The following is a 26144-nucleotide window of genomic DNA, read 5'->3' as shown; positions in this document are numbered from 1 at the left end:
TTTTTTTATCTTCTTTTTAAAACTTAAAGTGACGTACAATTAACTTATTTACATACATATACTATTTTTTACATTAAAACTAGGTTCATCATAAAAATGATCTTGTTCATCATAATTTTCATACTGTATATCAATATAGTTGTAAAAACATAAGAACATTAGTAGTTTTGATATATGATTAAGTTTTTTAAAAAATACAAAGCCTTCTTTATTGGTTTAATTATTATTCCAATATTTTACTTTTTAGATACTACCAAATATTTAAACATACCTCGTGATCAACCTTTTGAAGTGTTTATTATTACTCTATTTTGGTGGTTAGTAATTGCGTTACCTATTCATCATTACAAGTATCTAATAACTAAAAAAAATGTTCTGTTAAAAGTATTTGCTATAATCGCTATTTTCTTTGTAGCATTAGTAATAGATTCTTATATGAAGGTACCAGATAACCCAATAACTTTTACCCTTTTATTAGTCTTTTGGTTAGGCTTTGCATATATCATAGCTCCAAAATTCTTTACAAAATATTGGAAACTAATAACACTTATTTACGCCCCATTACTTTTATACTTTTTCTATTTAAGGCTACTTTCAGGAAATTTAGATGCTTATTTAAAGATTAAAGAAAATTTTCCAATTTACATCTTCTTTTTACCAATTCCTTTATTCTTTTTAGTATGGGTTTTTGAACAATGGAAATGGTTACAAAATTTAAAAAATGAAAAAGCAAAAACTGAATTATCGTTACTTAGAACACAAATAAATCCACACTTTTTCTTCAATACATTAAATAACTTATACGCTTTAACTATAAAGAATTCTAAACAAGCTCCTGATGTTATTTTAAAGCTATCAGATATGATGCGTTACACTATATATGAAGGAGAAAAAGAAACTGTAAAACTTTTAGATGAAATTGAGTATTTAAATAATTACATTGAACTCCATAAAATTAGGTACAAAAAATCAGTAGAAATTTCTTTCAATTATAAAGATGTTAATCATCATTTAACAATAGCACCTTTACTATATATAATGCTTTTAGAAAACTCTTTTAAGCATGGTATTGACACTCTTACTGAAAATGCTTTTATCAATATAAATTTATACGATACAAATGATGCTATATTTTTTGTTATTGAAAATAATTTTGATCCTAATGAAATAAATAAAACTAAAGGTATTGGGTTAGAAAACCTTAAAAAAAGACTTTCTTTATTGTACAATAATAAGCATGAACTAACTATAGATATATCCAATAACGTTTATAAAACCACTCTAAAAATAAATAAAAATGCTTAACTATATTATAATTGATGACGAACCTTTAGCTCATGAGATTATTGAAGAGTTCTGTAACATGTTACCTCATTTAACATTGAAAAAAAATTGTTATAATGCAATGGAAGCTATGCAATATTTAAATGAACATACTATAGATTTTATGTTTTTAGATATTAATATGCCGAAGCTTAGAGGGCTTGACTTTTTAAAAACACTTACAAAACCTCCAAAAACTATTATTACAACAGCATATAAAGAATATGCTTTAGAAGGGTTTGAATTAAATGTTGTAGATTATATTTTAAAACCTTTTAGTTTTGATCGCTTAGTAAAAGCAGTTAATAAAATAACTGATTTAAATACTATTAAAACAGTGATTAAAGAAGTAGATACTACTTCTGAAACAAATTCTCGTTTTTTTGTCAAAGGCAATAAAAAACATCATCAAATTAATTTAAATGACCTTCTATATATTGAAGCTTATGGAAATTACACTAAATTATTTTTAACAAATGAGATGATTGTGAGTCATGAAAAAATCTCGTATTATGAAGATATATTAAATGCAAATGATTTTTTAAGAGTACATAAATCATTTATTGTTGCAATAAATAAAATAAAATTTATTGAAGGAAATCGTATTTTAATTAATGAGCATAAAGTACCTATTGGCCAAACTTATAAAAATAACGTTAATAAACTCTATTCATAAAGTTTATTAACGTTATTTCTTTTAAAATCTGCTAAATAGTATTACCGTAGATATCCAATTCAATTACTGGTTTACCTAATTTTTTGACTTCTTTTAATTGTGATGCTTTATCACCAACTATTAAATAAATCATTTCCTTTTCTTGTAAATAGGTATCTATAATTTTTTTATAATCTTCTAAAGTCATTGAAACTAATTCTTTCTGATTCATTTCTGTATAATTAGAAGGTCTATTATATTTACTCATATTACGAACCATTCTTAGTTTTGCCCCTAAACTTTCAAATGCTCTTGTATCAGCTTTTAAAAGTTTGTTTCTTGTTAATTCTACATCAGATTGAGTAAAATCCTTCGAATAATTGCTTATCATGTTTTTAATTATTTCTAAAGATTTTAATGTAGCATTAGCCCTAACGCTTGTTCTTACTAAAAACGGAGAAATTTCTTTACTATTTCTAAAGCTAGAATAAGCTCCATATGTATATCCTTTTTCAATTCGTAAAGTTTGAAACAATCTTCCACTTGAACCTCCTCCAAGAATTTCATTTGCAAAATCTAAATTATTAGCATTCTCATCAGTAGCAGATAAAACCAATTTACCAATCATAATTACAGATTGTTTAGACCCTGGTACATCTACAAAATATAAATTACCAGCTTTTGATTCACTAGGTAACTCTTGTTTTGGAAGTATAATATCAATACCGTTAAAATCATTTAGTGTACTTATTGTTTTTGAAGCTTCATCTTCTGTTATAGCACCAGCAACATGAAAAGTCGCTTTTTTAGGTGATAATTTTTTATAATACGACTTCAAATCATCTACTGTAATTGTTTTAATTGTATTTAAAGTACCTGAACCTGGAATACTAAACATATGTTTATCTCCAAAAATTAACTTATTCATTATCGTAGAAGCAATTACATTTGGATTTGCTTCACGTCCTTTTAAACTAGTTTCTAATGCTTGTTTTAATCTATCAAATTCTTTTTGATCCCAACGAGGTTCTAACAATATTTCTTTTACAAGAGCAATTGTACTTTTAAAGTTCTTTGTTAAACAAGATCCTACAATATGAAAATCTTCATTAGCACTATATACACTTATGCTAGCACCCAATAAACCTATAGCTTCCTCAAGTTCAGCAGGAGTTTTAGATGCTGTTCCTTCCATCATTAAATCACTTAATAAACTTCCTACACCTTCTTTACCTTTAAAATCTAATAAATGTCCACCAGGAATTGTCAAATCAAATTGAACTAAAGGAACTTCATTATTCTCTATTCCATAAACTTTTATTCCATTATTTATAGATGTAGTCCAAACCTCAGGAGATTTAAATAAAGGTAATTCTCCAAAGGCTGGTTCACTCCTATCATACGTACTTGGAGTTTTTTCATATTTAGCTTCTTCACCTTGCCCTACCTCTTCATTAGCTACATTTTGCTTTACTTCTTCTATCCAAACTTTGGCTTCTTTAGCATCAGCAATAGCTAATTCTAATTGTCCTTTAGGAACAACACTTGTCATTACATAGTTTTTGTTTTTAATGTAATTGTTATAAACTCTCATAACATCAGCTGCAGTTACTGAATTCATTAATTTAGCAGCTTTTGTAATATAGCTAGGATCTCCGTTAAACTCATTATCTTGAACTAACTTAAATGCTTTGTTTAAAACAGTACTTACACTTTGATATAATCCTGTTTCTAATTCTGCTTTGATACGTTTTAAATCTTGTTCACTAACACCATTACTTTCAAAACGTTTCAACCCTTCATCTATAGCAGATTTTAAATCATCTAAATCTGTACCTGCATTAGCTCTTGCTCTAATAACAAATTCTCCTGCTATTTCACTGCTTCTTTGATAAATACTAATATTAGGGGCTAATTTTTTTTCTTCAACCACTACTTGATATAATGGAGCTTTTTTACTTCCACTTAATAATTGGCTAAGAACTTGAAGTGGATATACATCTTTATTGTATTCTTCAATCGTTGGAATTACCATTCGTAACTCTGGAAGTTTTGCGAAATTATCTTCAAAATACAGTGATTTATTTTGAGTTAATGTTACAGGCATTGGTTGCAGTTCTTCTACATCAGGTCCACTCGGTATTTCACCAAACCATTTTTTTACTAATTTTTTTGTTTCTTCAATGTTTATATCCCCTGCAATTACTAAAGATCCATTTTTTGCTCCATAGTATTTTGCATAAAACTCTTTAACATCGTCAATAGTTGCCGCTTGTAAATCAGGTAATGCACCAATTACAGTCCAATTATAAGGGTGCCCTTCTGGATAAAGATTTTTTCTTATAATTTCATCAGTATAACCATAAGGAGCATTATCAACACGCTGACGTTTTTCATTTTTCACCACTTGCTTTTCTCTTTCTAAAGCAGCTTTGGTAACCGTATTAATCATATACCCATAACGATCACTATCAATCCAAAGAATTTTTTCAAAAGCATCTTTTGGCACTACTTCATAATATACAGTTCCATCACTCCAAGTACCACCATTTCTACTTCCTCCCCATTCAGGAATCATCTTTCTATTTGCTCCTACAGGAACATTCTCTGAATCATTAAAACTCATATGCTCAAAGAAATGAGCAAAACCAGTTTTTCCAGGTTTCTCTCTATTAGATCCAACATGCATCATAGTAGCCACTGCAACTATAGGGTCACTATGATCTTCATGTAAAATAACCTCTAAGCCATTGCTTAAAGTAAATTTTTCATAGTCAATTTTAAACTCTTTGTCTGCTTTGGAGGAAGCATTTGATTTTGAATTTCCCTCGGTTTTACAAGAGAGAAAAAAAGAACTACATAATATAATTGCAATAGTTGAAAGTCTCATTCATTTCTGTTTTTAGTTAAAAAGATAATTGAATGAATAAAGATAGTATTTTTAAATAAAACGTAACTTTAAAAAATTAGAAGCATTATATGAAAAAACTATTTATTACAATAAGTTTATTTTATGAATAATTTATCTAAGAACAATAAAATAAAGAGTAAACCAATTATTACCCAAGTTTGTTTTGTAAGATTATATTTACTTCGAATATGCTTATTCATTAACAATACAGTTATTAGGATAAATAAAGTTGAAATAAAAACATAAATGAAATTTAAATATTTATTTTCTACAGTTGCATTTGTTACTGAAAATAAAATCATTGACATTACATGTAAAACTGAAGTAACAATTCCAAATAACCAACCTATTCTCTTCTTTAATATTAGTGTTACACCAGCAAATATGGTTAATAATGGAATTAATATTTGATAATGATAATTTTTGAATACTTTAAATATAGATATATGTTCCCAAGAATAATTGTAGTGTTTGAGTCCTATATTAAACAATATTTTAATACTCCATATTTCTAGTACTAAGATTAAAATTCCAAAAAATATTTGAAATAAACCTATGACTTTTTCAGTTACTTCCCATTTTTTTTTCATTCTATGGATACTAATAATTGCGCTAGCTATTAACTTATATGGCAAATTAAAAAACTATATTTATAAAATACTTTAAATACCTAATTTAAAAACTTGGATCCTAACATTTCTGAAGCATCCATTACAATCATTTTAGCAGAAGTATCTTCAGTACGTATTAATTGCCTTAAAGTACTCAATCTATTTATTGGAACTGTTACAAATATCATGTGTTTTTCCTGAGTTAAACTTAAATTATTACCTTTAATTAAAGTCCCATTCACTCCAATTTTTTCATTTATTAACAAACCAATAGCTTCTAAATTGTTTGGTGAAGAAATATGAACTATTCGGCCATTAGGTCGTCCTGTTAAAATAACGTCTACCATTTTTGTAGTAATAAAAATACTAATCATACTCCATAATGCTAATTCAACATTATTGAAAACAAATCCTGTAGCTACAACAACAATAGAATCTAAAATAAGAATTACGGTTCCTGTTTTTAATGATGTTTTAGAGGTTATTATTCTTGCTATTATCGTACCTCCACCTGCTGAACCACCTCCTTTAAATATAAAACCAATTCCGGCTCCAACAAATACTCCACCATATAAAGTAGCTAATAAAGGTTCATTACTTAATGGTTCTAAACTAACAAAGTGAGAAAGTGTGTCTATAAATGCACTAATTAATAAAATAGCTATCGTACTTTTTATAGCAAAATACTTTCCTAAATACTTTATACTTACCAATAACAAAGGAATATTTATAATTGCAAATAATATACCAATAGATATTTTAAAAAGGCTATTGAAAATAATAGCTAAACCTCCTGTACCTCCCATAGCAATACTATTAGGACTCAAGAAACCAACAACTCCAAATGCCATTAAAGCACAACCTACAATTATAAAAGTATAATTAAAAAACTCTTTTTTCATTCTAAAAATATATAAGCTGCAAAGTTAAAACAATCTACTAGTTGGCAACGGATAAAACGGTTGATTATAATACTATTTTACCTTATTCTGTTAATAATTCAACTAAACAAATACTCGTTTTCAGAAACAAAAACTAATTAAATTTTAACTAATTTTTCAGCCGCTGCAATTAACGTTTCGTCAGTCTTTGCAAAACAAAATCTCAACATTTGTTTATCAGTTGAATCTTTATAAAATACGGAAATAGGAATAGCTGCAACTCCATGCTTTACTATTAACTCTTTAGCAAAATCCATATCTCCTTTTGTACTAATTTGTTTATAATTTACAACTTGAAAATATGTTCCTTCACAGGGTAGTAATTCAAACTTGCTATTTTTTAATAAATTTTGAAATAAAGTTCTTTTACTAACATACATTTTTTCAATTTCATTGAAATCAACAATGTCTAAGTATTCAGAAATCGCATGTTGTGATAAGCTACTAATGCTAAAAACTAAAAATTGATGTATTTTTTTTATTTCTAACATTAACTTTTCTGGAGCTATTAAATAGCCAACTTTCCATCCAGTAACATGTAATGATTTTCCAAAAGAAGATGCTACAATTGCTTTATCTCTTAATTTGGGTCTTGTATTTATAGAAATATGATGGTGTGAAAATGAAATATATTCATACACTTCATCACTTAGTAATAAAACATGGTCATTCTTTTCTAAAAGACTTTCTAGTGCTTGAAATTCACTTTCTTTCCAAATTTTACCTGTAGGATTATGAGGGTTATTTATTATAATTAATTTTGTATTCTTAGTAATTGCGTCTTCAATTCTATTAAAGTTAGGAGAATAATCATCATTTAAAGAAATACGTACAGGCTTACCTCCTGCTACAAGTACTGAAGGCTCATAACTATCGTAACTAGGGTCTAAAATAATTACTTCATCATTGTTTTTAACAAATGAATTAATAACCGTGTAAATACCTTGTGTAGCACCTGCTGTTATTAACATTTCAGAAGCAATATTAACTTTACGCTTATAATTTTTAAATGTTAACGATGCTATATTCTCTAATAATGAAGGCAAACCGTTCATTGGAGTATATTGATGAACATTTTTGCCTATTAGATTTTTAGTTATATTCAATAAACGCTCATCAACAGGGAAATTAGGAAACCCTTGCGATAAATTTATGGATCCATGTTTGTTCGCTAATTGCGACATTATAGAGAATATACTTGTAGGTGTATTTGGTAGTTTAGACATTTCTAGTTAATCTTTTTACTAAAGTAATAAACTCGAATAACTATATGCCCATTAACTATTTTTTCTTTTTTAGAGTTTCATCTTTTATTAGTGAGCTTTTCGTTTCATTTAAATAATTAGCCACTAACTTATCTATCAATTCTTCTTTTGTTAAATGATGAAATATTGTTTTTATTTTAGCTTTAAAATCTTGAGAAACCTCTCTATTTGGTTTAGTTTTAAATATTTTCTTAGCCCAAATAAGTCCGTTGTTTTCTTCAATACTCTTTGCATCTGCCTTTTTAAAGGGCTTAAATACAATGTCTAACTCAGCTTCAAAATCAGCTATATCTTCTACTTCTTCTTCTTGAATAATAGTTAATGATAACCCATTTGCTCCAGCTCTAGCTGTTCGCCCACTTCTATGAACATAGGCATCATAAGTATCAGGTAAATGATAATTAACTACATAAGAAACGTCTTTTACATCAATACCTCTTGCTGCTAAATCAGTAGCAACTAATATATCAATAAAACCTTCTCTAAACTGCCCCATGATACGATCACGAATTCCTTGTGTTAAACTACCATGAATAGCACCAGATGAAAACTTATTTATAGCTAATTTTTTAGCCAATTTATTAACAGCAGCTTTTGTTTTACAAAATATAATTCCTCGTTCTCCAACCCTCGAGTTTAAAAAATGAAGTAATACATCTAACTTTTCAATAGGTTCAACAACTACATATTGATGATCAATACTTTTATTACCAACTGTTGCCATATCTGCTTCAATTTGAAGCACATGTTTAGACATGTAATTTTGAACCAATTGTTTTATAGCTCCAGGCATCGTTGCTGTAAACAATAATGTTCTTCTTAATTTTGGAATTTCTTTTATAACATTATCTAACTCTTCTTTTAAAGCGCTTACCATTTCATCAGCCTCATCTAAAATAAAATAAGAAATATTTTTGACATTAATAGCTTCACGTTTTATTAAATCTGCTAAACGACCAGGAGTAGCTACTACAATATGAGTATCTTCTTTTAAACGCTCTATTTGAGATTTTACAGGAACTCCTCCATTAATAGAAGCTATAGAGATATTAGAGCTCTCTGGAACAATAGCTTCTAAATTGTTGAAAATTTGTTGACTTAACTCTCTAGTTGGTGCTAAAATAACAGCTTGAATATGGCTTTTCTCTTCTTTTATTAATTGTAATAATGGCAATCCAAAAGCAATTGTTTTACCTGTACCTGTTTTAGACAAAGCAACTACATCTCTTTTTTGATGTAAAATTACAGGGATTACCTTTTCCTGAACAAGTGTAGGAATTTTAATATCTAAAGTATTTAATGCTTTTATTAAAAAAGGGTTAACTCCTAATTCTTTAAATGTAGTGGCCATAATTTTATTTTTATTCTTTACAATTGGTGTTCTAATTAAAAGAAATTAATGTTAAACTATTATTAGACCGCGAAACTACTCCTTTTTAATCAATATTACTTTGAGAGTAGTTCTATATTTTATAGAATTTCTTGAGTTTTCTTATAATCTAAACTATTTACATCAAAAAAACTATTAAGTAGTTAAAGTTTAAGAATTTTATTAATCGGAATTGGTAAATGAACTCCTTCACTAAGAAAACGTTTATGAACTGATTCCTTTAAAGCACATTTAGTTTTAAACTCTAAAAAAGGTTCATTTAACCAAACATAGGCTCTCATATGAATATGATCTGGATGAACATCAATTACACGGACATCTACCTGATTAGAAGAAGTTAATACTTGTGCAGGTGTTCTATTATCAATTACATTTGGTTGTTTTATAGCTTCTTCTTGAATAATTTTTCTTGCTAAATCAATATCAGCCTTTAATCCTATTTTAAAATTATTGAAACTTAAAATATTAGAATCTTCAATCGTATGGTTTAATACTGAATCAGTACTAATTACCGAATTAGGAATAATCAATCTTTTATTTTCAAAATTATTAATTACCGTATGTCTAAGCGTTATATCTTCAACTATTCCCATTCGTTGTTCATCTAGTTTAATATAATCTCCTACTCTAAATGGACGAAAAATAACGATGAATGCTCCTGCAATTAAATTAGATAAAGCTGCTTGTGCAGCAAAACCAATAATAGCTGCAAGTATTCCTGCCCCTGAAAAAATAAAAGAAGCTTTGTTTCTAAAAAGAGGCACCGTCATAATAATATACATGATTCCCAGAACACCAATAATAAACTTAATTGAGTTTCTTAAAAACTGAATACTTGTTCCACCAAACCTATCTCTTTTTCTATATTTTATTATTTGTAAAATAATATATCGAATTCCTCTAGATATTAACCAAGCTATAAAAACTACAAGAATAATATAAGCTATGATTCCTATAAAAGAATCTAAATCAAATTGATATGTAAATAAATCTTTCATTATTTTGAAAGGTTAAACGCTTTGGTTGCATGAATTGTTGTCGTATCAAAAACAGGGATTGACACATCTTCTTGCTGAATTAATAAAGGTATTTCAGTACATCCTAAAATAATTCCTTCAGCTCCTTTATTTTCAAGCTTATTAATAATTGTAATATATGCTTCTTTTGAAGTAGCTTTTAATACTCCTTTAGATAACTCATCATAAATAATTGTATGAACTATTTCTCTATCTACTTTTTCAGGAATAATAACCTCTATTCCCATACTCTTCAATACATCAATATAAAATGTTTTTTCCATGGTATATTTTGTACCTAATAAAGCTACTTTAGATATTTTTTTTTCTAAAATTTGTTCACCTGTGGCTTCAGCAATATGAATTACTGGTATTTGTACCACTTTCCTAATAGCTTCAATAGTTAAATGCATGGTGTTTGCACAAATTAATATACTAGTAGCTCCAGCATTTTCTAAACTTTTAGCAGCATTGGCCATTATACCATCTAAAACATCCCATTTACCCTCAGATTGGAGCTTAGATATTTCTCCAAAATCAACAGAATTAATAATTACTTTAGCCGAATGTTTATCACCATATTCTTTACTAGCTAAGTTATTTAAAACTTGATAGTACATGATTGTTGACTGTGGAGTTATACCTCCAATTAATCCTATTGTTTTCATTTATAACAATTATTTTATAATCTATAATATAACTTTTTAAATCACTCTTCTACTTTAGTAAAACTATGCTTAAATGCTCCATCAGATTTGAATACATATCGGTGTTTTTCATAGATATCAATATTATCTTCAAAAGTTAACTCAATTGAGAATGGACTTCGTTCTTTATTAAACTCAATATAAACTTCAAAATCATTATTGTACTTACTAACCTTTTGAGGAAAACTATTCCTTTTACTTATTTTTATATCACCTTCTAATACACGGGCATTAACAAGCTTACAAATCATTCCATAATTTTCAAGCTCGATTTCTACTTCATTGTCACTTCTATTATAATAAGACTTAAAAAAAAGAATTGGTTCAAATGTATTATTAATAGCATAAATACGCATTGGCTCTTCTCCTTCAATATAAGTTACTCCTTGGCCTTTAAAACCACTAAAAAAACTATACTCTCTGCAAACTCCATTACGCAAATAGTCTTTATTCACATTATGTTTTTTAAACTCATCTGGCTTAGATTCATATAAAAAATCAATTTCTTCTATATTCCTTTCATTATATGTTTTTTTAATTTCTGCTAAAGTTAATTGATCTCCTTTTACTTCTATTACTTTATAAAAATATGATCTACCCCAATTATTATGAGTGTTTTTTAAAGTAATAAAATCATACAATTGTAAATTATTTATTTTCTTATCTAAAACTTCAGCTTCACTTTCAATTTTTCCATTTTCAGTTTTATATCTTATATAATCAACTCTAAACTTATTGAACTGATAATTTGCAAAGAAAAACAAGATTAAAAACGGTATTATTAACCAATATTTTTTAGGTATTCTATTATCATCTAAAGAAACTACCGTAGTTTCTGAAATAGAATCATGCCATCCTGTACCCCATAAAAATGAAAAAGTATTAAATGGAATTTTTCTAGATACAGAACGTACCAAAATATTATCGAATTTAACTTTTTCTTTTACTGTACCTAAAACAAAAGTATTTGTTAAAAACTTAGCTGGCGTTCTTCTAAAAAATGTTTCAAAAAAACCATAATATACAATAGCACTAATAACAAATAGTATAGTTAAAGTAAACCTATCTCCTATTAGTTTTGTCATATCATATAAAAAACCTCTTGGTAATAGCTTAAAAGCGTTAAAAGTTAATGACATAAATAAAAAACTATCTAACAATAAATGTAAAAAACGTTTATACTTTATAGCTAAAGGGTACTCATTATCTTTAAATTCTTTAAACTTTATATTTTTTACATTACTATATTTAGCTTCAGTTATCATTAATACGAAATAACTAAATAGTAATTGAGCTATATTTAGAACAAAAAAGAAGAAAACAATTGGTTTGAATAAAGTGAAATTATTAAACTGATGTATTACAAAAGACAAAACACTGATTATAGAGCTAAATAATATAATAGCGTGAGCAAATTGTAATAAACCTTGATCCTTTTTATTTGTTTTAATATAAAAGATACTACCTAGTAATAAAATTATATTAAAAGATATATTTAATCCATTAAGTCTATTATAACTACTAGAGTTTGAAAAAGTACCTCCAGAAACTTCAAAAAAATCGAATTTTAAAAATTGTAAATCTACATACCTAAATGTACTTACAACATAATACAATGTCTCACTTCCTTTTGTATAGAGTGTAATAACAGTGATTAACAACGCTAATAATGCCATTACAAAAGAAACTTTACCAATATATGGAGCTAGTTTTTCTTGTACAATTTTCAATATGTTTTTCATATTATTCGGATATATTTAGCTAAAAACTATTAAGCTTTATTAATAAATGTATTATTTATTTAAAACAAAGCTGTTTGATCATCATCCGAGCCCTTTTTCTTTTTTTGAAGTGCTCTTTCTAATGCTTTTTTTGCTTTAGAATCTTTACTTTCTTCAAATTCTTTAGGCTTCACTACTTCTTCTACTTCAAGCGGTAATGCTTCTTCTGTAATTTCTTCTTCTTCATTAACCTCTATTTCTTCTACTTTTTCTTCTTCAGGTTCATCATAAGGTAATGATTCTAATAAATTAACCGTGCGGATTTTATCTGTAGTTAATTGATTACCCAAAGCTTTCATTCCTTTTATTGAAATAAAATCTTCGAAATTTACTTCAATTTTATCTAAACTACGTTTAGAAAATACAACTTCAGCCATTGGTCGGTAATCAGTAGCTATAATTTCAAGCTTTGATTTTTCATGTTCTGAAATAAAATGCTCTTCTTTATCTACAGCTTCTACCAAGAACCTTTTTACATAATAACGTTCTTTTTCACCATCAAAATAAATTACAGATACTGGTTTTTTAGAATTCCATTTTTCCAAAATTATCATGTCATTTTCAAAATGCATTGTTAACTCTGGTGTTACTGCTTTTATTTTACCACTTTGAGTAGCTATTAAAATTTTATCTTCTGCTTTAAATTCTCCTAGTAATTCACCTCTTCCGTCAACATTTAAACGTTGAACAGTATCATCAAACCATACTTTTCTTGGTTTTAGTGTTGATGCTCCGGCAGATTTGAATTCTATTTTCTTAATTGCATATTTAGTTACTTGATTTCCTCTTGCACTTCTACTTTTTATACCTAAATCTGCAAAATCAATATCCCATTTTAATTTTTTAATACTTCCAACTGCTCTTAGTAAAATAGTAATAACTTCAGCTTCTCCATTCGGGTTTGCAGTAAAGTACAGCATTTTAGAACCTTTACTACCATTAGTTAAGTCGTATTCTTTATCTCTTGTTATACTAGTTACATTAAAACGTTTCATATAACTTGGCCCCTTTGCTCCGTCTTTATAAATCATATTATACACGGTACGTTTATCTTTTTTCTTAAAGATTGCAATATGAATAATACCCTTACCTACAAATGTTTTAGAGGCAACTTTAGTAACTAACATAGTTCCGTTATCTCTAAAAATAATAACATCATCAATGTCGGCACAGTCAGTAATATATTCATCTTTTTTTAACGACGTACCAACGAAACCTTCTTCTTTATTTACATAAAGTTTAGAATTACGCATTACTACTTTAGTAGCAACAATATCATCAAAAATTCTAATTTCAGTTTTACGTTCTTTTCCTTTTCCGTATTTAGTTTTTAATACTTTAAAATAATCAATAGCAAAATCAATTAAATTATCTAAATGGTGTTTTACTTCTGCTATTTTTTCTTCTAAACTCTCAATAAATTGCTTTGCTTTATCAATATCAAACTTAGAAATTTTCTTAATTCTGATTTCTGTTAATCGAACTATATCTTCTTCGGTTACTTCTCTTTTTAAGTGCTTAATATGTGGTTGTAATCCTTTATCAATAGCTTCAATTACTCCTTCCCATGTTTCAACTTCTTCAATATCACGATAAATTCTATTTTCAATAAAAATACGTTCTAAAGAAGCAAAATGCCATTGTTCTTCTAGCTCATGTAATTGAATCTCTAATTCTCTTTTTAATAATTTAACTGTTAAGTCGGTTGAATGCTTTAACATTTCCGAAACCCCCACAAAAACAGGTTTGTTATTTTGAATTGTACACGCTAATGGTGATATTGAGTTTTCACAATTTGTAAAAGCATACAGTGCATCTATAGTTTTATCTGGAGAAATATTTGGTGGCAAATGCACTACTATTTCAACATTTGCTGCTGTATTATCTTCAATCTTTTTTATTTTAATTTTCCCCTTATCATTCGCCTTTAAAATACTATCAATTAAAGAGGATGTAGTAGTACTGAAAGGAATTTCAGTAATTACCAATGTTTTTTTATCTAACTGAGAAATTTTTGCTCTTACACGAACCTTTCCTCCTCTTTTACCATCGTTATAATTAGTAAAATCAGCGATTCCACCAGTTAAAAAATCAGGTACAATTGTGAAGCTTCTTCCTTTTAAATACTTAATGGAAGCATCAATTAGTTCATTAAAGTTGTGTGGTAAAATTTTTGTAGACAAACCTACAGCAATACCTTCTGCTCCTTGTGCTAATAAAAGCGGAAACTTAACTGGTAAATCTACTGGTTCTTTTCTTCTACCATCATAAGACATTTTCCATTCTGTTGTTTTTGGGTTAAAAACAACATCTAAAGCAAACTTAGACAAACGAGCTTCTATATAACGAGAGGCAGCAGCACGATCACCAGTTAATATATTACCCCAGTTACCCTGCATATCTATTAACAATTCTTTTTGTCCTAGTTGTACCATTGCATCTCCAATAGAAGCATCACCGTGCGGGTGGTACTGCATTGTATGACCTACGATGTTTGCTACCTTATTGTAGCGCCCATCATCTAAATCTTTCATAGAATGCATAATACGACGTTGCACAGGCTTAAATCCATCTTCTATAGAAGGAACAGCACGTTCAAGAATTACATAAGAAGCATAATCTAAAAACCATTCTTTATACATCCCCGTTACTTTCGTAATGGTTTCTGCATTTTCAATAGGTTCTTGATTTAATTCTTCGTCGTGTTCGTAATTGTTATTGTCTTCACTCATTTACAGTAACGTTTATACGTTTGGGGTTATTATTTTTTTAATTTTGATTCTATTTAAATGTATTATTCACATACATTTAAATCAAAATTATTTTCTTTTTCACTTTTAATTATCTTCTAACAAATCTAACTCTACTTTTAGATTATTTATAATAAATTTCTGACGATCTGGTGTATTCTTACCCATGTAGAATTCAAGCATTTGTTCAATAGACATTTCTTTATCTAACATTACAGGATCTAATCGAATATCATCTCCAATAAAATGAACAAATTCGTTTGGTGAAATCTCCCCAAGTCCTTTAAATCGAGTTATTTCTGGTTTCCCTCTTAATTTATTAATAGCTTCCTGTTTTTCTTCTTCAGAATAACAATAAAAAGTTTCTTTTTTATTTCGAACTCTAAATAAAGGAGTTTCTAAAATATATAAATGTCCTTCTTTTATTACCTCAGGAAAAAATTGTAGAAAAAATGTAATTAATAATAATCGAATGTGCATTCCATCAACATCGGCATCCGTTGCAATTACAACATTATTATAACGTAACCCTTCTAGGCCATCTTCAATATTTAATGCAGCTTGTAACAAGTTAAACTCTTCATTTTCATACACTATTTTTTTACTTAGTCCGTATGAATTTAAAGGTTTTCCTTTTAAACTAAAAACTGCTTGAGTATTTACATTTCTTGATTTAGTTATTGATCCACTTGCCGAATCTCCCTCGGTAATAAATAATGTAGTATCTAAATAACTTTCTTTTTTCGTATCTCCAAAATGAATACGACAATCACGTAATTTTTTATTGTGTAAACTAGCTTTTTTAGCTCTATCACGTGCTAATTTTCGTATTCCTGAAAGCTCTTTACGTTCTTTTTCTGCTTGTAATATTTTCTTTTGAAGTTGCTCAGCAACCACAGTATTTTTATGTAAATAGTTATCTAATTTCTTTTTTAAAAAGTCGTTAATATAAGTTCTTACCGTTGGAAGATTCCCTCCCATTTCAGTAGATCCTAATTTAGTTTTTGTTTGACTTTCAAAAACTGGTTCCATTACTTTTATGGAAATAGCAGAGATAATTGATTTACGAATGTCAGATGCTTCAAAATTCTTACCAAAAAACTCACGAATAGTTTTCACTAAAGCTTCTCTAAAGGCTGCTTGATGCGTTCCTCCTTGTGTGGTATGTTGACCGTTTACAAATGAGTGGTATTCTTCAGAATATTGAGTTTTACTATGTGTAATTGCTACCTCAATATCATCACCTCGTAAATGAATTATTGGATATAACATATCTTCCTGATTGTTATTATCTTCCAATAAATCTTTTAACCCATTTTCAGAATAAAACTTCTCTCCATTAAAAACAATAGTTAATCCTGGATTTAGGTACACATAATTTTTAAGAAGCTTTATAATATACTCAGGGCGGTATTTATAATTCTTAAAAATAGTTTCATCAGCAATAAAAGTTACCTTCGTTCCTTTTCTACGTGATGTTTCTTCTAATAACTCTTGATTTGTTAAGTTACCTCTTTCGAATTCAGCTGCAGCAGATTTACCGTCACGTGTAGATTCTACTCTAAAAAACGTAGATAATGCATTTACTGCTTTAGTACCTACTCCATTTAATCCTACTGATTTTTTAAATGCTTTAGAGTCATATTTACCACCAGTATTCATTTTAGATACTACATCAACCACTTTTCCTAACGGTATCCCACGTCCATAATCTCTTACAATTACTTTATTTCCTTGTACAGACACTTCAATGGTTTTTCCTCCTCCCATTACAAACTCGTCAATAGAGTTATCTAAAACTTCTTTTACAAGAATATAAATACCATCATCAGGGGATGAACCATCTCCTAATTTTCCGATATACATACCTGGACGCATTCTAATGTGTTCTTTCCAGTCGAGCGATCGTATATTATCTTCGGTATATTGTGTTTCTTGTGCCATAAATATCTTGTAATATTGAAGTATTCGCTAAAATAAGATTAAACATTAAAAAATAAAAAGCTCTGTTGAATTAGTTTTCAACAGAGTTATAATTTATTTTTTTTTTAATAGTTTTCTCTCCCATTTACAGAGTGTTCGCCCGTATCTTTTTGCTTTTTTTTTCGTAGTTTTTTTTATTCGTAAAATTTATACTAGCTCTAGATATATTTTTTACTTACACAATAGAATATCTATTTAAACAATCTTTAATTTGTTTTAAAGAATCCTTTTTAAGTACTTTAGTAAAAAAATAGAGTCTACTTTAGTATATGGATGATTTTTTAATAGGTATTGGAAAACGTATTAAAGAAATACGTAAAAAACAAAACATAACCATTAGCAATTTAGCTAGTAATGCTGGTGTTAGTAATGGATTAATTTCAAGGATTGAAAACGGAAGAACCATCCCTTCTTTACCTGTATTTTTAGAGCTCATTTCTGCTTTAGATATTGATGCTAGTACCTTTTTTGAAGGTATTGAAAAAAGAACTGGTGCTAAATATATTCATGTTAAAAAAGAAGAACAACAACTTATAGAAAAAGAAGTTGAAGCAAAAGGGTTTACTTATTTTCAAATTTTTGGTAAAAGCATGCATGCAGTTGGCTTTGAAGCTGTAATGTTAACTGTATCTCCAAATTCAAAAAGAGAAAAAGTAATTACTGACGCTTGGGAATTTAAATACATTATAAAAGGAACTTGTACTTATTTAATAGATACTACTGAAGTAATCGTTTCTGAAGGTGATTCTCTTTATTTTAATGGTCGTTTACCACATGTTCCTGTAAATACTAGTGATGAAGATTGTATTATGCTTGTTTTATATTTTTTTTCAGATAATAACTAAAAAATAAAAGCATCGCCATTAGTTTGAGATCTTACCTTTTGCTAACGACGAGCTTTTTAATTAAAGGGGAATATTAAATTATTATTATTTTAAACCTGGCCATGTAGAGTTGTTCATCGGTTTTGGGTATCCTGAAACTGCTTTATCTAGTGTTTTATTATACTTAATATAAGTATTGTTATTTAAAAAGAAATAGCAATAGGTTAAATTCCAATCTACTGCTGCTGTTATTTTAGCTCCATAATTACCTAACCCTGGCCATGTAGAGTTGTTTATCGGTTTTGGATATCCTGAATCTACCTTATCATTTGTAATACTATAACGTAGGTACGTTCCGTCATTTAAAAAGAAATATGCTTTTGATTTATTCCAATTTATTGCAGCCACAATTTTTTTAGCATACGCTTCTAAACCTGGCCAATTTTGATTTGTTACAGTAATTGGATACCCTGTATCTGCAGTATCAGTATTCATATCATATCTAATATATCGTCCATCGTTTAAAAAGAAAAAACCCTTATGATTACTCCATTTAAAGGCAGCACTAATTAAATTTTTATAGTTCCCAAGACCTGGCCAAGAGGAATTATTAGTTTGTATTGGATACCCACTATCAGCTTTGTCTAAAGTTTTATTATAACGAACATACTTTATATCATCTCTAAAAAAGTAAGCTTTATTATTTATAAAATCATTCCAGTCTAAACCAGCAATAATATTTGTATTGTTTATAGCTACAGAACTAGTTTGTCCGTTTAATAACAACGTATAATTAGTATCTCCTTTAGAAGGTGCAGTATCTACATAGTATCCTTGTAAACTATTTACACTTGTTAAAAATTGATTGTTTCTATAAATTTCTATGTTGCCGGATGAAGAAGCATGCCAATACAAAGTATTCGAATTTTTCATCATTACTTTTTGAGCTCCTACCTCACCTATTAAAGATGTTGATGTTAATTGCCATTCTTTTTTTATTGGAATATTTAAATGTGTTAATACAGTTGGAATAATTGAAGTTTGTGCAACATTTCCATAAATACCATTAAAATCTTTATTAGGTATAGTTCCTATGTAATTATTAAATTCTGCATTCCCTAGTTTATTCATTCCTACAAAAATTGTTTTTTCAGACATGGTTTGGTTTCCATGACCATACCCACTATTTTCTCTTCCGTGATCAGTAGTAACAATAATAAGCCAGTCTTCATTTTTTGTATTTATTCTATTTTCTACAGCATCCATTATTGTACCTAATCGTTTGTCTGCTCTTGAAATAGCACTATTATAGTTTGAACCAAATCCACCTGAATGGCCAACTCCATCTACCTCATCTAAATGAACAAAAAGAAAATCTGGATTGTGATTTGTAAGCTCATTGACAGAATTTTTAACCGCATTATCATCATTACCTCCCTGATGTTTATAATTTATAAACTGTAATTGATCTCTTAAAAAACCATGAATAGGTGACCAAGTAGCAACACTTGCTGTTTCTAAATTATTATCATGTTCTTTTATAAATTGAAAAACGCTTTTAACTTTAGACTTATGTGAGCTACTATTGTTTGGTACTCCATGTTTATTTAACCATACTCCTGATAAAATAGTCGTCCAACCTGGTCCACTTTTAGTTTTTTGTTCAGAAGTTGTTCCTGTAATTCCTCCAGAGAACCCTTTATTTATTAATAACTTATCGAGATTAGGTGTGGCTGTATTACTAATTTTTTCTATTTGCAAACCATCAATTCCAACTAATAAAACTTTCTTTTTTTTAGAAGTTTTTTCTAGTACTACTCTTTTTTTTGTTTCTTTTGTACGATGAATTTCGTGCTCATTTTGACATCCAATAAATAATAATATTGTTATTAAAATAACTTGTTGAATGAAGGGTGATTTTCTCATAATTTATTTACTATTAGTTAATTTATGAGCCAAAAATATACTATTAGTAAACAATATTCAACAGTTTTTTATAGTCTTAAAAGAAACTTAATTTAGGTAACATTTAAACAATGATTTAAAAACAAGTACTTTACAATAATTTAATTTAAAGAATTGACATATTTCAATTAAGCTATCTTACGTATTTTCAAAATTTCATTTATTCTTTTTTAGTGATTTTAAGAGTATCTTACTAACTACTTAAAAATTGATTTAAAAGAAAACAAATACCCCATAACTCTTTATATTTTTTACTTAATTGAATAATCATATTTATATTGATACATTATCTATATCAACTAATGAGTTTACAATAAAATCAGGGTTCATTGATTCTAATTGTTCTTTCGTTTGTGCACCAGATAATACTCCTACAGTTATTCCACAATTAGCATTTTTACCTTCTTCTATATCAATTGCTGAATCTCCTGCTTTTAATACAAGTTTTGAATTTTCAATATTAAAAATTTTCATCGCTTTATATATCATATCTGGGTGTGGCCGTCCTCTTTCAACATCTGTCGCTGTTAATAATAAGTCATATTGTTTGTTTTCTTCCCATTTAAGTTTTTTAAGTAAAAAAGTAGCTATTTCTCTACTGTATCCAGTATTTAAAACAACTTTTATCTTTTTATTTCTTATTTTTAATAATACATCTTCTACCCCTTCAATTGGTATTACATTTAAATTCTCATAAGCTTCATTTAATAAAACTTTAAAGCGATTGAATATTACAAGTGATTCATTTATTTTATTCGATTTTATATGCTTTAATATGTCTTTTATAGCTTGATGCTTCTCTTTTCCTGCACCTATTTTTAATACTAAATCTAAATTTATCTCTACACCATGCTCTATAATAGCTTTATGTAATGTTTTATAAACTACATTTTGCTCATTTACTGTTGTTCCGGCCATATCAAAAACAACCATTTTAATCTCTTTTAACATCATTCTATTTATATAATTCTATAATATTTTGTTTTGAATACCCAGCACTACCAGTCATTCCTTTACCGCCTATTCCTGTTACTATGTGAATATTACTTCCAATAGTGTTCTCAAATAGGTCTTTTGTTTTACATTGACTATAAAAACCTGCCCATCTATGTTGAATTTCATAAGTAGGTAAATCGATGATTTTTTTAGCTTCATTAATCATAAAAGCATCAATTTCTTCTTTTAAATCAAACCCTAAACTATCTATATTATTTGCTGAAGCATATTCATGAGAATCACCAATAATAACAGATCCATCCATAGCTTGTTTAAATAATATATGTATCCCATATTTTTTTTCAAAACTATTCGGGCTTTCTTTCGTTTTCACATATTTCCATGATGAACATTCTTCAAAAGCCTCATACCTACGAATTGTTAATCCAGTTAATATTGAACCTTTTAATTGATAGTTTATTTGTGGTTTAGTTTGCATCATTTGCAATTTTGATACTACTAAATCACTTTTATTGTATATTGAAGGGAATAGCATTTTAAAATCATTACCATTACATATAATCGTTTTAACCGATTTGTATGTTTGTCCTTCAGCTGTATATACAATTGTTTCTCCATTTGACTCTTCAACATTAACAACTGAGGTATTAAATAAAATGGTAGCATTTAACTCTTTTTGCATATACATATGCAAACGATTAATCATTACCCTAGGCTCTACTGTTACTTCATCTGGAAAAAACAATCCTGCTTTACAATACTCTTTTTTAAGTCCACTATACTTATCTAAACATTGTTGTTTCGTTAATAATTGTGAACTATAATTATTGTTTTTATTAATTTGATGTAATTCTTCTATTAATTGTACTTCATCATCATTAGAAGCTAAATAAACGGTACCATTCTGTCTAATTGAAATATCAAATTGATCTTGGATTTCTTTATAAATATTTAAACTTTCTCTTCCATAGTTTTGCCATTTCTGATTCATCCCAGAAGGCACTACTTGACCAAAATTTCTAACAGTAGCACCTTGTGGCATAGTGTTTTTTTCTAAAATTGCAACTCGTAGCCCTTTTTTTAGTGCATGGTATGCATGAAATGTTCCTAAAACACCACCTCCTACGATTAATAAGTCGTATTTATTGTTCATAAACTAATTGCTTTATTGTAATTGATTTTTTTTGTTTTTTCTTAAAAAAGTAGATGCTATATATCGTTATTAGAAAACCTAAAAAGCCTAAAATATATAATGAATCTATAAAAAATGATAACCAGGAAATTGAAGCCTTTCCAAAGTTTTTATATATTAAAATTAAAATACTACCTAAATATCCAAATGCATCTGCTATGTATATTAAAAAACCAACATTTCCGTTTATTTTAAAAGTTGCAATCATTCTATCGAAAAATATTCCATTAAACGGTACATATGAGCTATATAAACCTAGCCCAGATATTATCATCCATATAAAAGGTGAAATAACTCCCAATTGAAATAAATAAGTTGAAATTAGTATTGATATTGAGCCTATAATTAATACATAATGATAATACATAAATGCTTTATAGTTTGTAGTAATACTACCTATATAACCTAATATAAAAAGAACTGTTAAGGCTATTGGTATTTCAGATATTGTAAAAATAGTTGCGTCTTTATAGCCTAATGCATCCCATATTTCACGTGCAAAATTGTCTCTAAAATCTCTTATTGAAGTTAAGGTTATGAAAAAGATTACAATAAGAGTTAATGGTGCGGCATATTGTTTAAATATAGTTCTACGTTGATTCTTATTTAATGGTTGTCGAATTGTTTTTAATAATTGATCCTCTTCTGTTGGTTGTGGTAATTTTTCTAATAAAAAAGCAAATAAAACTAAAGGTGTTATAAATAACAATCCAGTTACAAAAGGCATCCAGTTTTCAGAAACATTAAGAGCATCTATTGTCCATTTCCCTATAGATTTCACAACACCTGATGATACTATAAAACTAGATGATAAAATCACCCCTAATAATTCAGATGCCTTACGTCCTTCTATATAAGAAAAAACAATTCCCCAAATCATTCCTAAGGGTAATCCATTTAAAAATAAACATATGATTGTATAAGGTGCTGGAATAATAGCAAAACCTAATAAAGCCAATTCAGCAAATAGAATAAACCCAATTAAATATAGTATTCTCTTTTTTGATTTCATTTCAGAAATCACTTTTATTCCAAGAAATTTAGATATTGTATACCCTATTATTTGGGCAATAATTAATAGTATTTTGTAATCTATCCCCCAAAATACTTCATTTGAAAAAGTAGCTACTGTAAAAGGTTTTCTGAAGGCATACATACAAAAATATGTACCAAATGCTGCTAAAGATGCTTGTAGTATAAAACGTATATTCATAGTGTTTTTTTAGTCAAAAAAGCTCCATAAACGTTGAACTTATTTAAGTTAATAGAAATGGTGTTGTTATTGTATTATTGGTAAATTTTCTTGATTAACCTCAGCGCTAATAACGTTTACTTTTAACAATTTTTGAATAGTACTTGCTATTTGGTTGTTATATAACTGTAATTCATTTTTCATTTCACCTTTAGCTTCAATATTAGGCCCTAAAACTGCTAACCAAGTCTCATCTGAACCTTTTACTGTGAAATTTTGACCATGATATTTTAAATTTTGACCATGACTTTTCCAACTTTCTAATGGTACAGTACCCCTTCCATGGTCTGTTGTTATTATAAATGTGATTTTTCCTTTATAATATGTATTAGATTGACAATATTCCCATAATTCTTTAATCATGTTATTTGTATTTTCAATAGCTAATAAATAATGAGCGTAATCTCCATCATGAGCAAAATCATCAGTTTCGCCATAAGATATATATACTAGTTTAGGTTTACTCTTTTTTATAAACTCGAGTGCATAATTATGAGTAAACATATCTTGTCTAACTGTTTTCCATGGTTGTATAGCCTGTTTCTGTAACCCATTTAAATACTTCTCCTTCTTTGTTAAATCTTTTCCCTTAGCTTCTCTATATCCTGCATTAACATAAATTCCACTTCTTTCTTCATTAATTATATATGGAAAAACATCCCAACTTCCAAAAGCACCTACTTTACCTTTATAATCTGGTAAATTATTCACTAATTCTAAAATTGTTTTGTTAGGGTTATTTACTTTATCGTTACTATTAATTCTTGAATCATCAGCAAAGCCACATAAAATCTCACTATATCCTGGATAAGAAAACCAATGAGTATTCTTTAAATTTACTTTATTACTATATTTTCTGTTACCATATAACTGACCATTTTTAGCTATTTTATTCCAAAAGAAAGGTGATAATAACTGTTTTCTTTTATCTGGTGAAGTTTTCCAGTATTTTGATTTTATATAAGCTGAGTCTTTGGTATATTTAGCATTATTAATTAATAATGAATCTGCTCCTGTAAAAAGCTCTTGCCAACGAACTCCATCTAAAGTAATTAAAAATACTTTTTGACTTTTATCTTCGTCTTTTTTAATCTCCTTATTATCTTTTATAATTTGAGTATTGCATCCTATTAGAATAGATACAAAAACAACTAAATAAATTATTGTTTGTTTCATAATATAAATGCCCGTTATAAAAATAACGGGCAATGTTTAAATTTTTTATTTATCCCACCATGATTTAGAATTGTAGTCATTTCCACTATTTAGCCAACCTAAAGCTTGAGAGTTATTTGTTTTATTAGTAAAAGTTTCTTCTGTTGGATACTTAAATCTAACAGGAATTTTATCGCTATTACTATTATTTAAAGCTGGATTTAAAGTAGGAAAACCTGTTCTTCTATAATCAAACCATGCTTCATGTCCTGACATTATATTAGCTAAATATTTTTGATTTATAATGTTCTCAAGAGTTCCTTTCCATAAACCTTTAGAAGTGTTTGATAAATAATCAGAAGGAAGAGTTATTTTTTTATAGTTAAAATTCGCTTTTATAGCATTTTCATAATGCTGTTGAGCATTTGATGTTATGTATCCTTTTAAAGCAGCCTCTGCCAATATAAATTCTTGCTCATAGTAAGTTATAAATACCATATCTAATACATCTGCTGCTCTTAAATTACTACTTAACCCTGTATAGTTACCAGCTCTATCATTAGATCCTGGTACAATTCCTACATAATTACCTGCATCATTGGGTTTAAAGTAAAAAGCTAATCTTGGATCATCTTTATCTTTCAACATTTTTAGAACTGTTGTAGTTATACTGTATAAAGAAAAGTCTCCATCTCTTACTTTAGATAAAAACCAATGATTCGGTTCAGATTGAAAAGATAATATTGCATTATCTGTATTTGATGAAAAAATATTTCCTGAAGCTACAATTTGCTGAATTTTAGTAGCAGCTGCAGGGTAATTACTACTAACTCTTAATAAATAGCGTAATTGCAAAACATTAGCTAATTTAATCCAACGCTCTCTTTCTCCTGAGAACATTATATCTCCAACTATTGCTGAATTATCTGTAGAAAGTGTTGAAACTGCTGTAGAAAGTAAATCTAAAACTCCGTTGGTAGCTGTATAAATTTCTTTTTGTTGATCATATTTAGGAGTTAAATTATTTTTATCTCCAGCTTCAAAAAATGGAACAGGACCATATAAATCTGTTAACTCTGCTCCTATTACGGCTTTTAATATTTTAGCTACTGCTTTAGTAGATGTGCTAGTTTTATCTCCATTTATAACATCATTCATGTCAGCAAGCACCTTATAATTAGTTACCCAAACAGCACTATTGGTTTCTATTTCGTATTGATCTACATCATTAAAATCAAACTTACCATGATACTGCATTAATGTACTACTAAATGTAAAACCGTTAGTTGCAGTTTGATTTCCTATCGTATATAATGCATTTGTTAACAAATAACTTGCTTCAGGCTTAGTTGGTTCATTAGGATTGATATTCAATTCCGTAAGGTCAGTACAAGAGGAAAAAACTACAATTATCCCCAATAATATGCTTTTAAATAAATTACTTTTTTTCATTTTAATATTTTTTT

19 protein-coding genes are annotated in these 26144 nt (G+C 28.0%); 3 read left to right on the top strand and 16 right to left on the bottom strand.

Translation table 11 applies throughout. The features are described 5' to 3' along the window. The first annotated feature begins 174 nt into the window (after positions 1-174). On the top strand, positions 175-1305 hold the full coding sequence (locus tag DS884_RS13495) for a sensor histidine kinase (protein WP_113787102.1): 1131 nt from the start codon (positions 175-177) through the stop codon (positions 1303-1305). Continuing rightward, positions 1298-1999 carry a LytR/AlgR family response regulator transcription factor gene (locus DS884_RS13490; protein WP_113787101.1) on the top strand — a complete coding sequence of 234 codons (702 nt, stop codon included), beginning with the start codon at positions 1298-1300 and terminating at the stop codon, positions 1997-1999. Before DS884_RS13495 ends, DS884_RS13490 begins: the two co-directional genes overlap by 8 nt. A gap of 31 nt (positions 2000-2030) precedes the next feature. Here DS884_RS13490 and DS884_RS13485 read toward each other — a convergent pair whose 3' ends face one another. The 10 genes from DS884_RS13485 to DS884_RS13440 all read right to left on the bottom strand — a co-directional run bounded on the left by DS884_RS13485 (position 2031) and on the right by DS884_RS13440 (position 17294). Beyond that, complete coding sequence (locus DS884_RS13485; RefSeq protein ID WP_113787100.1) at positions 2031-4868, bottom strand: M16 family metallopeptidase; 2838 nt, start codon at positions 4866-4868, stop codon at positions 2031-2033. 116 nt (positions 4869-4984) lie between these two features. Continuing rightward, positions 4985-5479 carry a hypothetical protein gene (locus DS884_RS13480; protein ID WP_113787099.1) on the bottom strand — a complete coding sequence of 165 codons (495 nt, stop codon included), beginning with the start codon at positions 5477-5479 and terminating at the stop codon, positions 4985-4987. 80 nt (positions 5480-5559) lie between these two features. Beyond that, positions 5560-6402 (bottom strand): YitT family protein, encoded by an 843-nt coding sequence (locus tag DS884_RS13475; protein WP_113787098.1) that lies wholly within the window; start codon positions 6400-6402, stop codon positions 5560-5562. Between the two features lie 137 nt (positions 6403-6539). After that, the gene (locus tag DS884_RS13470) at positions 6540-7667 is read right to left on the bottom strand and encodes a methionine aminotransferase (RefSeq protein WP_113787097.1); all 1128 of its coding nucleotides are present in this window, start codon (positions 7665-7667) and stop codon (positions 6540-6542) included. Between the two features lie 55 nt (positions 7668-7722). Further along, entirely contained in the window at positions 7723-9057 is a 1335-nt protein-coding gene (locus DS884_RS13465; protein WP_113787096.1) for a DEAD/DEAH box helicase, read from the bottom strand. Between the two features lie 182 nt (positions 9058-9239). Continuing rightward, positions 9240-10094, bottom strand: coding sequence for a mechanosensitive ion channel family protein (locus DS884_RS13460; RefSeq protein ID WP_093871135.1), 855 nt, complete (start codon positions 10092-10094; stop codon positions 9240-9242). After that, entirely contained in the window at positions 10094-10780 is a 687-nt protein-coding gene (locus DS884_RS13455) for an aspartate/glutamate racemase family protein (RefSeq protein ID WP_113787095.1), read from the bottom strand. The genes DS884_RS13460 and DS884_RS13455 overlap by 1 nt, the downstream gene beginning before the upstream one ends. A 41-nt stretch (positions 10781-10821) precedes the next feature. Further along, positions 10822-12561: an RDD family protein gene (locus DS884_RS13450; protein ID WP_113787094.1), complete on the bottom strand. Its 1740-nt coding sequence runs from the start codon at positions 12559-12561 to the stop codon at positions 10822-10824. A 59-nt stretch (positions 12562-12620) separates the two neighbouring features. Next, positions 12621-15332, bottom strand: a complete 2712-nt coding sequence (locus tag DS884_RS13445) for a DNA gyrase/topoisomerase IV subunit A (protein WP_113787093.1) — start codon at positions 15330-15332, stop codon at positions 12621-12623. Between the two features lie 105 nt (positions 15333-15437). After that, positions 15438-17294 carry a DNA topoisomerase IV subunit B gene (locus DS884_RS13440; protein WP_113787092.1) on the bottom strand — a complete coding sequence of 619 codons (1857 nt, stop codon included), beginning with the start codon at positions 17292-17294 and terminating at the stop codon, positions 15438-15440. Between the two features lie 308 nt (positions 17295-17602). Here DS884_RS13440 and DS884_RS13435 point away from each other — a divergent pair, with 308 nt between their 5' ends. Then, positions 17603-18178 carry a helix-turn-helix domain-containing protein gene (locus tag DS884_RS13435; RefSeq protein WP_113787091.1) on the top strand — a complete coding sequence of 192 codons (576 nt, stop codon included), beginning with the start codon at positions 17603-17605 and terminating at the stop codon, positions 18176-18178. 84 nt (positions 18179-18262) lie between these two features. Here DS884_RS13435 and DS884_RS13430 read toward each other — a convergent pair whose 3' ends face one another. The 6 genes from DS884_RS13430 to DS884_RS13405 all read right to left on the bottom strand — a co-directional run bounded on the left by DS884_RS13430 (position 18263) and on the right by DS884_RS13405 (position 26130). Continuing rightward, a complete protein-coding gene (locus DS884_RS13430) occupies positions 18263-20083 on the bottom strand; it encodes an alkaline phosphatase family protein (protein ID WP_113787090.1) in 1821 nt (606 codons plus the stop codon). A gap of 312 nt (positions 20084-20395) precedes the next feature. After that, positions 20396-21076: a phosphonatase-like hydrolase gene (locus DS884_RS13425; RefSeq protein ID WP_317047339.1), complete on the bottom strand. Its 681-nt coding sequence runs from the start codon at positions 21074-21076 to the stop codon at positions 20396-20398. 1 nt (position 21077) lies between these two features. Next, positions 21078-22232 (bottom strand): TIGR03364 family FAD-dependent oxidoreductase, encoded by a 1155-nt coding sequence (locus DS884_RS13420; protein ID WP_113787089.1) that lies wholly within the window; start codon positions 22230-22232, stop codon positions 21078-21080. Next, positions 22222-23484 carry a DUF5690 family protein gene (locus tag DS884_RS13415; RefSeq protein ID WP_113787088.1) on the bottom strand — a complete coding sequence of 421 codons (1263 nt, stop codon included), beginning with the start codon at positions 23482-23484 and terminating at the stop codon, positions 22222-22224. Before DS884_RS13415 ends, DS884_RS13420 begins: the two co-directional genes overlap by 11 nt. Positions 23485-23550: 66 nt before the next feature. Next, positions 23551-24699: a phosphoglyceromutase gene (locus DS884_RS13410; RefSeq protein WP_113787087.1), complete on the bottom strand. Its 1149-nt coding sequence runs from the start codon at positions 24697-24699 to the stop codon at positions 23551-23553. Positions 24700-24744: 45 nt separating this feature from the next. Further along, the gene (locus DS884_RS13405; RefSeq protein ID WP_113787086.1) at positions 24745-26130 is read right to left on the bottom strand and encodes a SusD/RagB family nutrient-binding outer membrane lipoprotein; all 1386 of its coding nucleotides are present in this window, start codon (positions 26128-26130) and stop codon (positions 24745-24747) included. Between the last annotated feature and the right edge of the window lie 14 nt (positions 26131-26144).

Source organism: Tenacibaculum sp. E3R01 (assembly GCF_003318185.1).
GTDB classification, from domain to species: Bacteria; Bacteroidota; Bacteroidia; order Flavobacteriales; family Flavobacteriaceae; genus Polaribacter; species Polaribacter halocynthiae.
The sequence above is the reverse complement of the archived record's forward strand: the minus strand, read 5'-3'. Positions and strand labels throughout refer to the sequence as shown.

Bases quoted from the DNA above. Each gene is read 5' to 3' on its own strand.
- DS884_RS13425 (WP_317047339.1), bottom strand. From the start codon at position 21,076: ATGATGTTAAAAGAGATTAAAATGGTTGTTTTTGATATGGCCGGAACA.
- DS884_RS13480 (WP_113787099.1), bottom strand. From the start codon at position 5,479: ATGAAAAAAAAATGGGAAGTAACTGAAAAAGTCATAGGTTTATTTCAA.
- DS884_RS13490 (WP_113787101.1), top strand. From the start codon at position 1,298: ATGCTTAACTATATTATAATTGATGACGAACCTTTAGCTCATGAGATT.
- DS884_RS13475 (WP_113787098.1), bottom strand. From the start codon at position 6,402: ATGAAAAAAGAGTTTTTTAATTATACTTTTATAATTGTAGGTTGTGCT.
- DS884_RS13405 (WP_113787086.1), bottom strand. From the start codon at position 26,130: ATGAAAAAAAGTAATTTATTTAAAAGCATATTATTGGGGATAATTGTA.
- DS884_RS13450 (WP_113787094.1), bottom strand. From the start codon at position 12,561: ATGAAAAACATATTGAAAATTGTACAAGAAAAACTAGCTCCATATATT.
- DS884_RS13455 (WP_113787095.1), bottom strand. From the start codon at position 10,780: ATGAAAACAATAGGATTAATTGGAGGTATAACTCCACAGTCAACAATC.
- DS884_RS13435 (WP_113787091.1), top strand. From the start codon at position 17,603: ATGGATGATTTTTTAATAGGTATTGGAAAACGTATTAAAGAAATACGT.
- DS884_RS13430 (WP_113787090.1), bottom strand. From the start codon at position 20,083: ATGAGAAAATCACCCTTCATTCAACAAGTTATTTTAATAACAATATTA.
- DS884_RS13465 (WP_113787096.1), bottom strand. From the start codon at position 9,057: ATGGCCACTACATTTAAAGAATTAGGAGTTAACCCTTTTTTAATAAAA.
- DS884_RS13445 (WP_113787093.1), bottom strand. From the start codon at position 15,332: ATGAGTGAAGACAATAACAATTACGAACACGACGAAGAATTAAATCAA.
- DS884_RS13415 (WP_113787088.1), bottom strand. From the start codon at position 23,484: ATGAATATACGTTTTATACTACAAGCATCTTTAGCAGCATTTGGTACA.
- DS884_RS13440 (WP_113787092.1), bottom strand. From the start codon at position 17,294: ATGGCACAAGAAACACAATATACCGAAGATAATATACGATCGCTCGAC.
- DS884_RS13420 (WP_113787089.1), bottom strand. From the start codon at position 22,232: ATGAACAATAAATACGACTTATTAATCGTAGGAGGTGGTGTTTTAGGA.
- DS884_RS13410 (WP_113787087.1), bottom strand. From the start codon at position 24,699: ATGAAACAAACAATAATTTATTTAGTTGTTTTTGTATCTATTCTAATA.
- DS884_RS13460 (WP_093871135.1), bottom strand. From the start codon at position 10,094: ATGAAAGATTTATTTACATATCAATTTGATTTAGATTCTTTTATAGGA.
- DS884_RS13470 (WP_113787097.1), bottom strand. From the start codon at position 7,667: ATGTCTAAACTACCAAATACACCTACAAGTATATTCTCTATAATGTCG.
- DS884_RS13485 (WP_113787100.1), bottom strand. From the start codon at position 4,868: ATGAGACTTTCAACTATTGCAATTATATTATGTAGTTCTTTTTTTCTC.
- DS884_RS13495 (WP_113787102.1), top strand. From the start codon at position 175: ATGATTAAGTTTTTTAAAAAATACAAAGCCTTCTTTATTGGTTTAATT.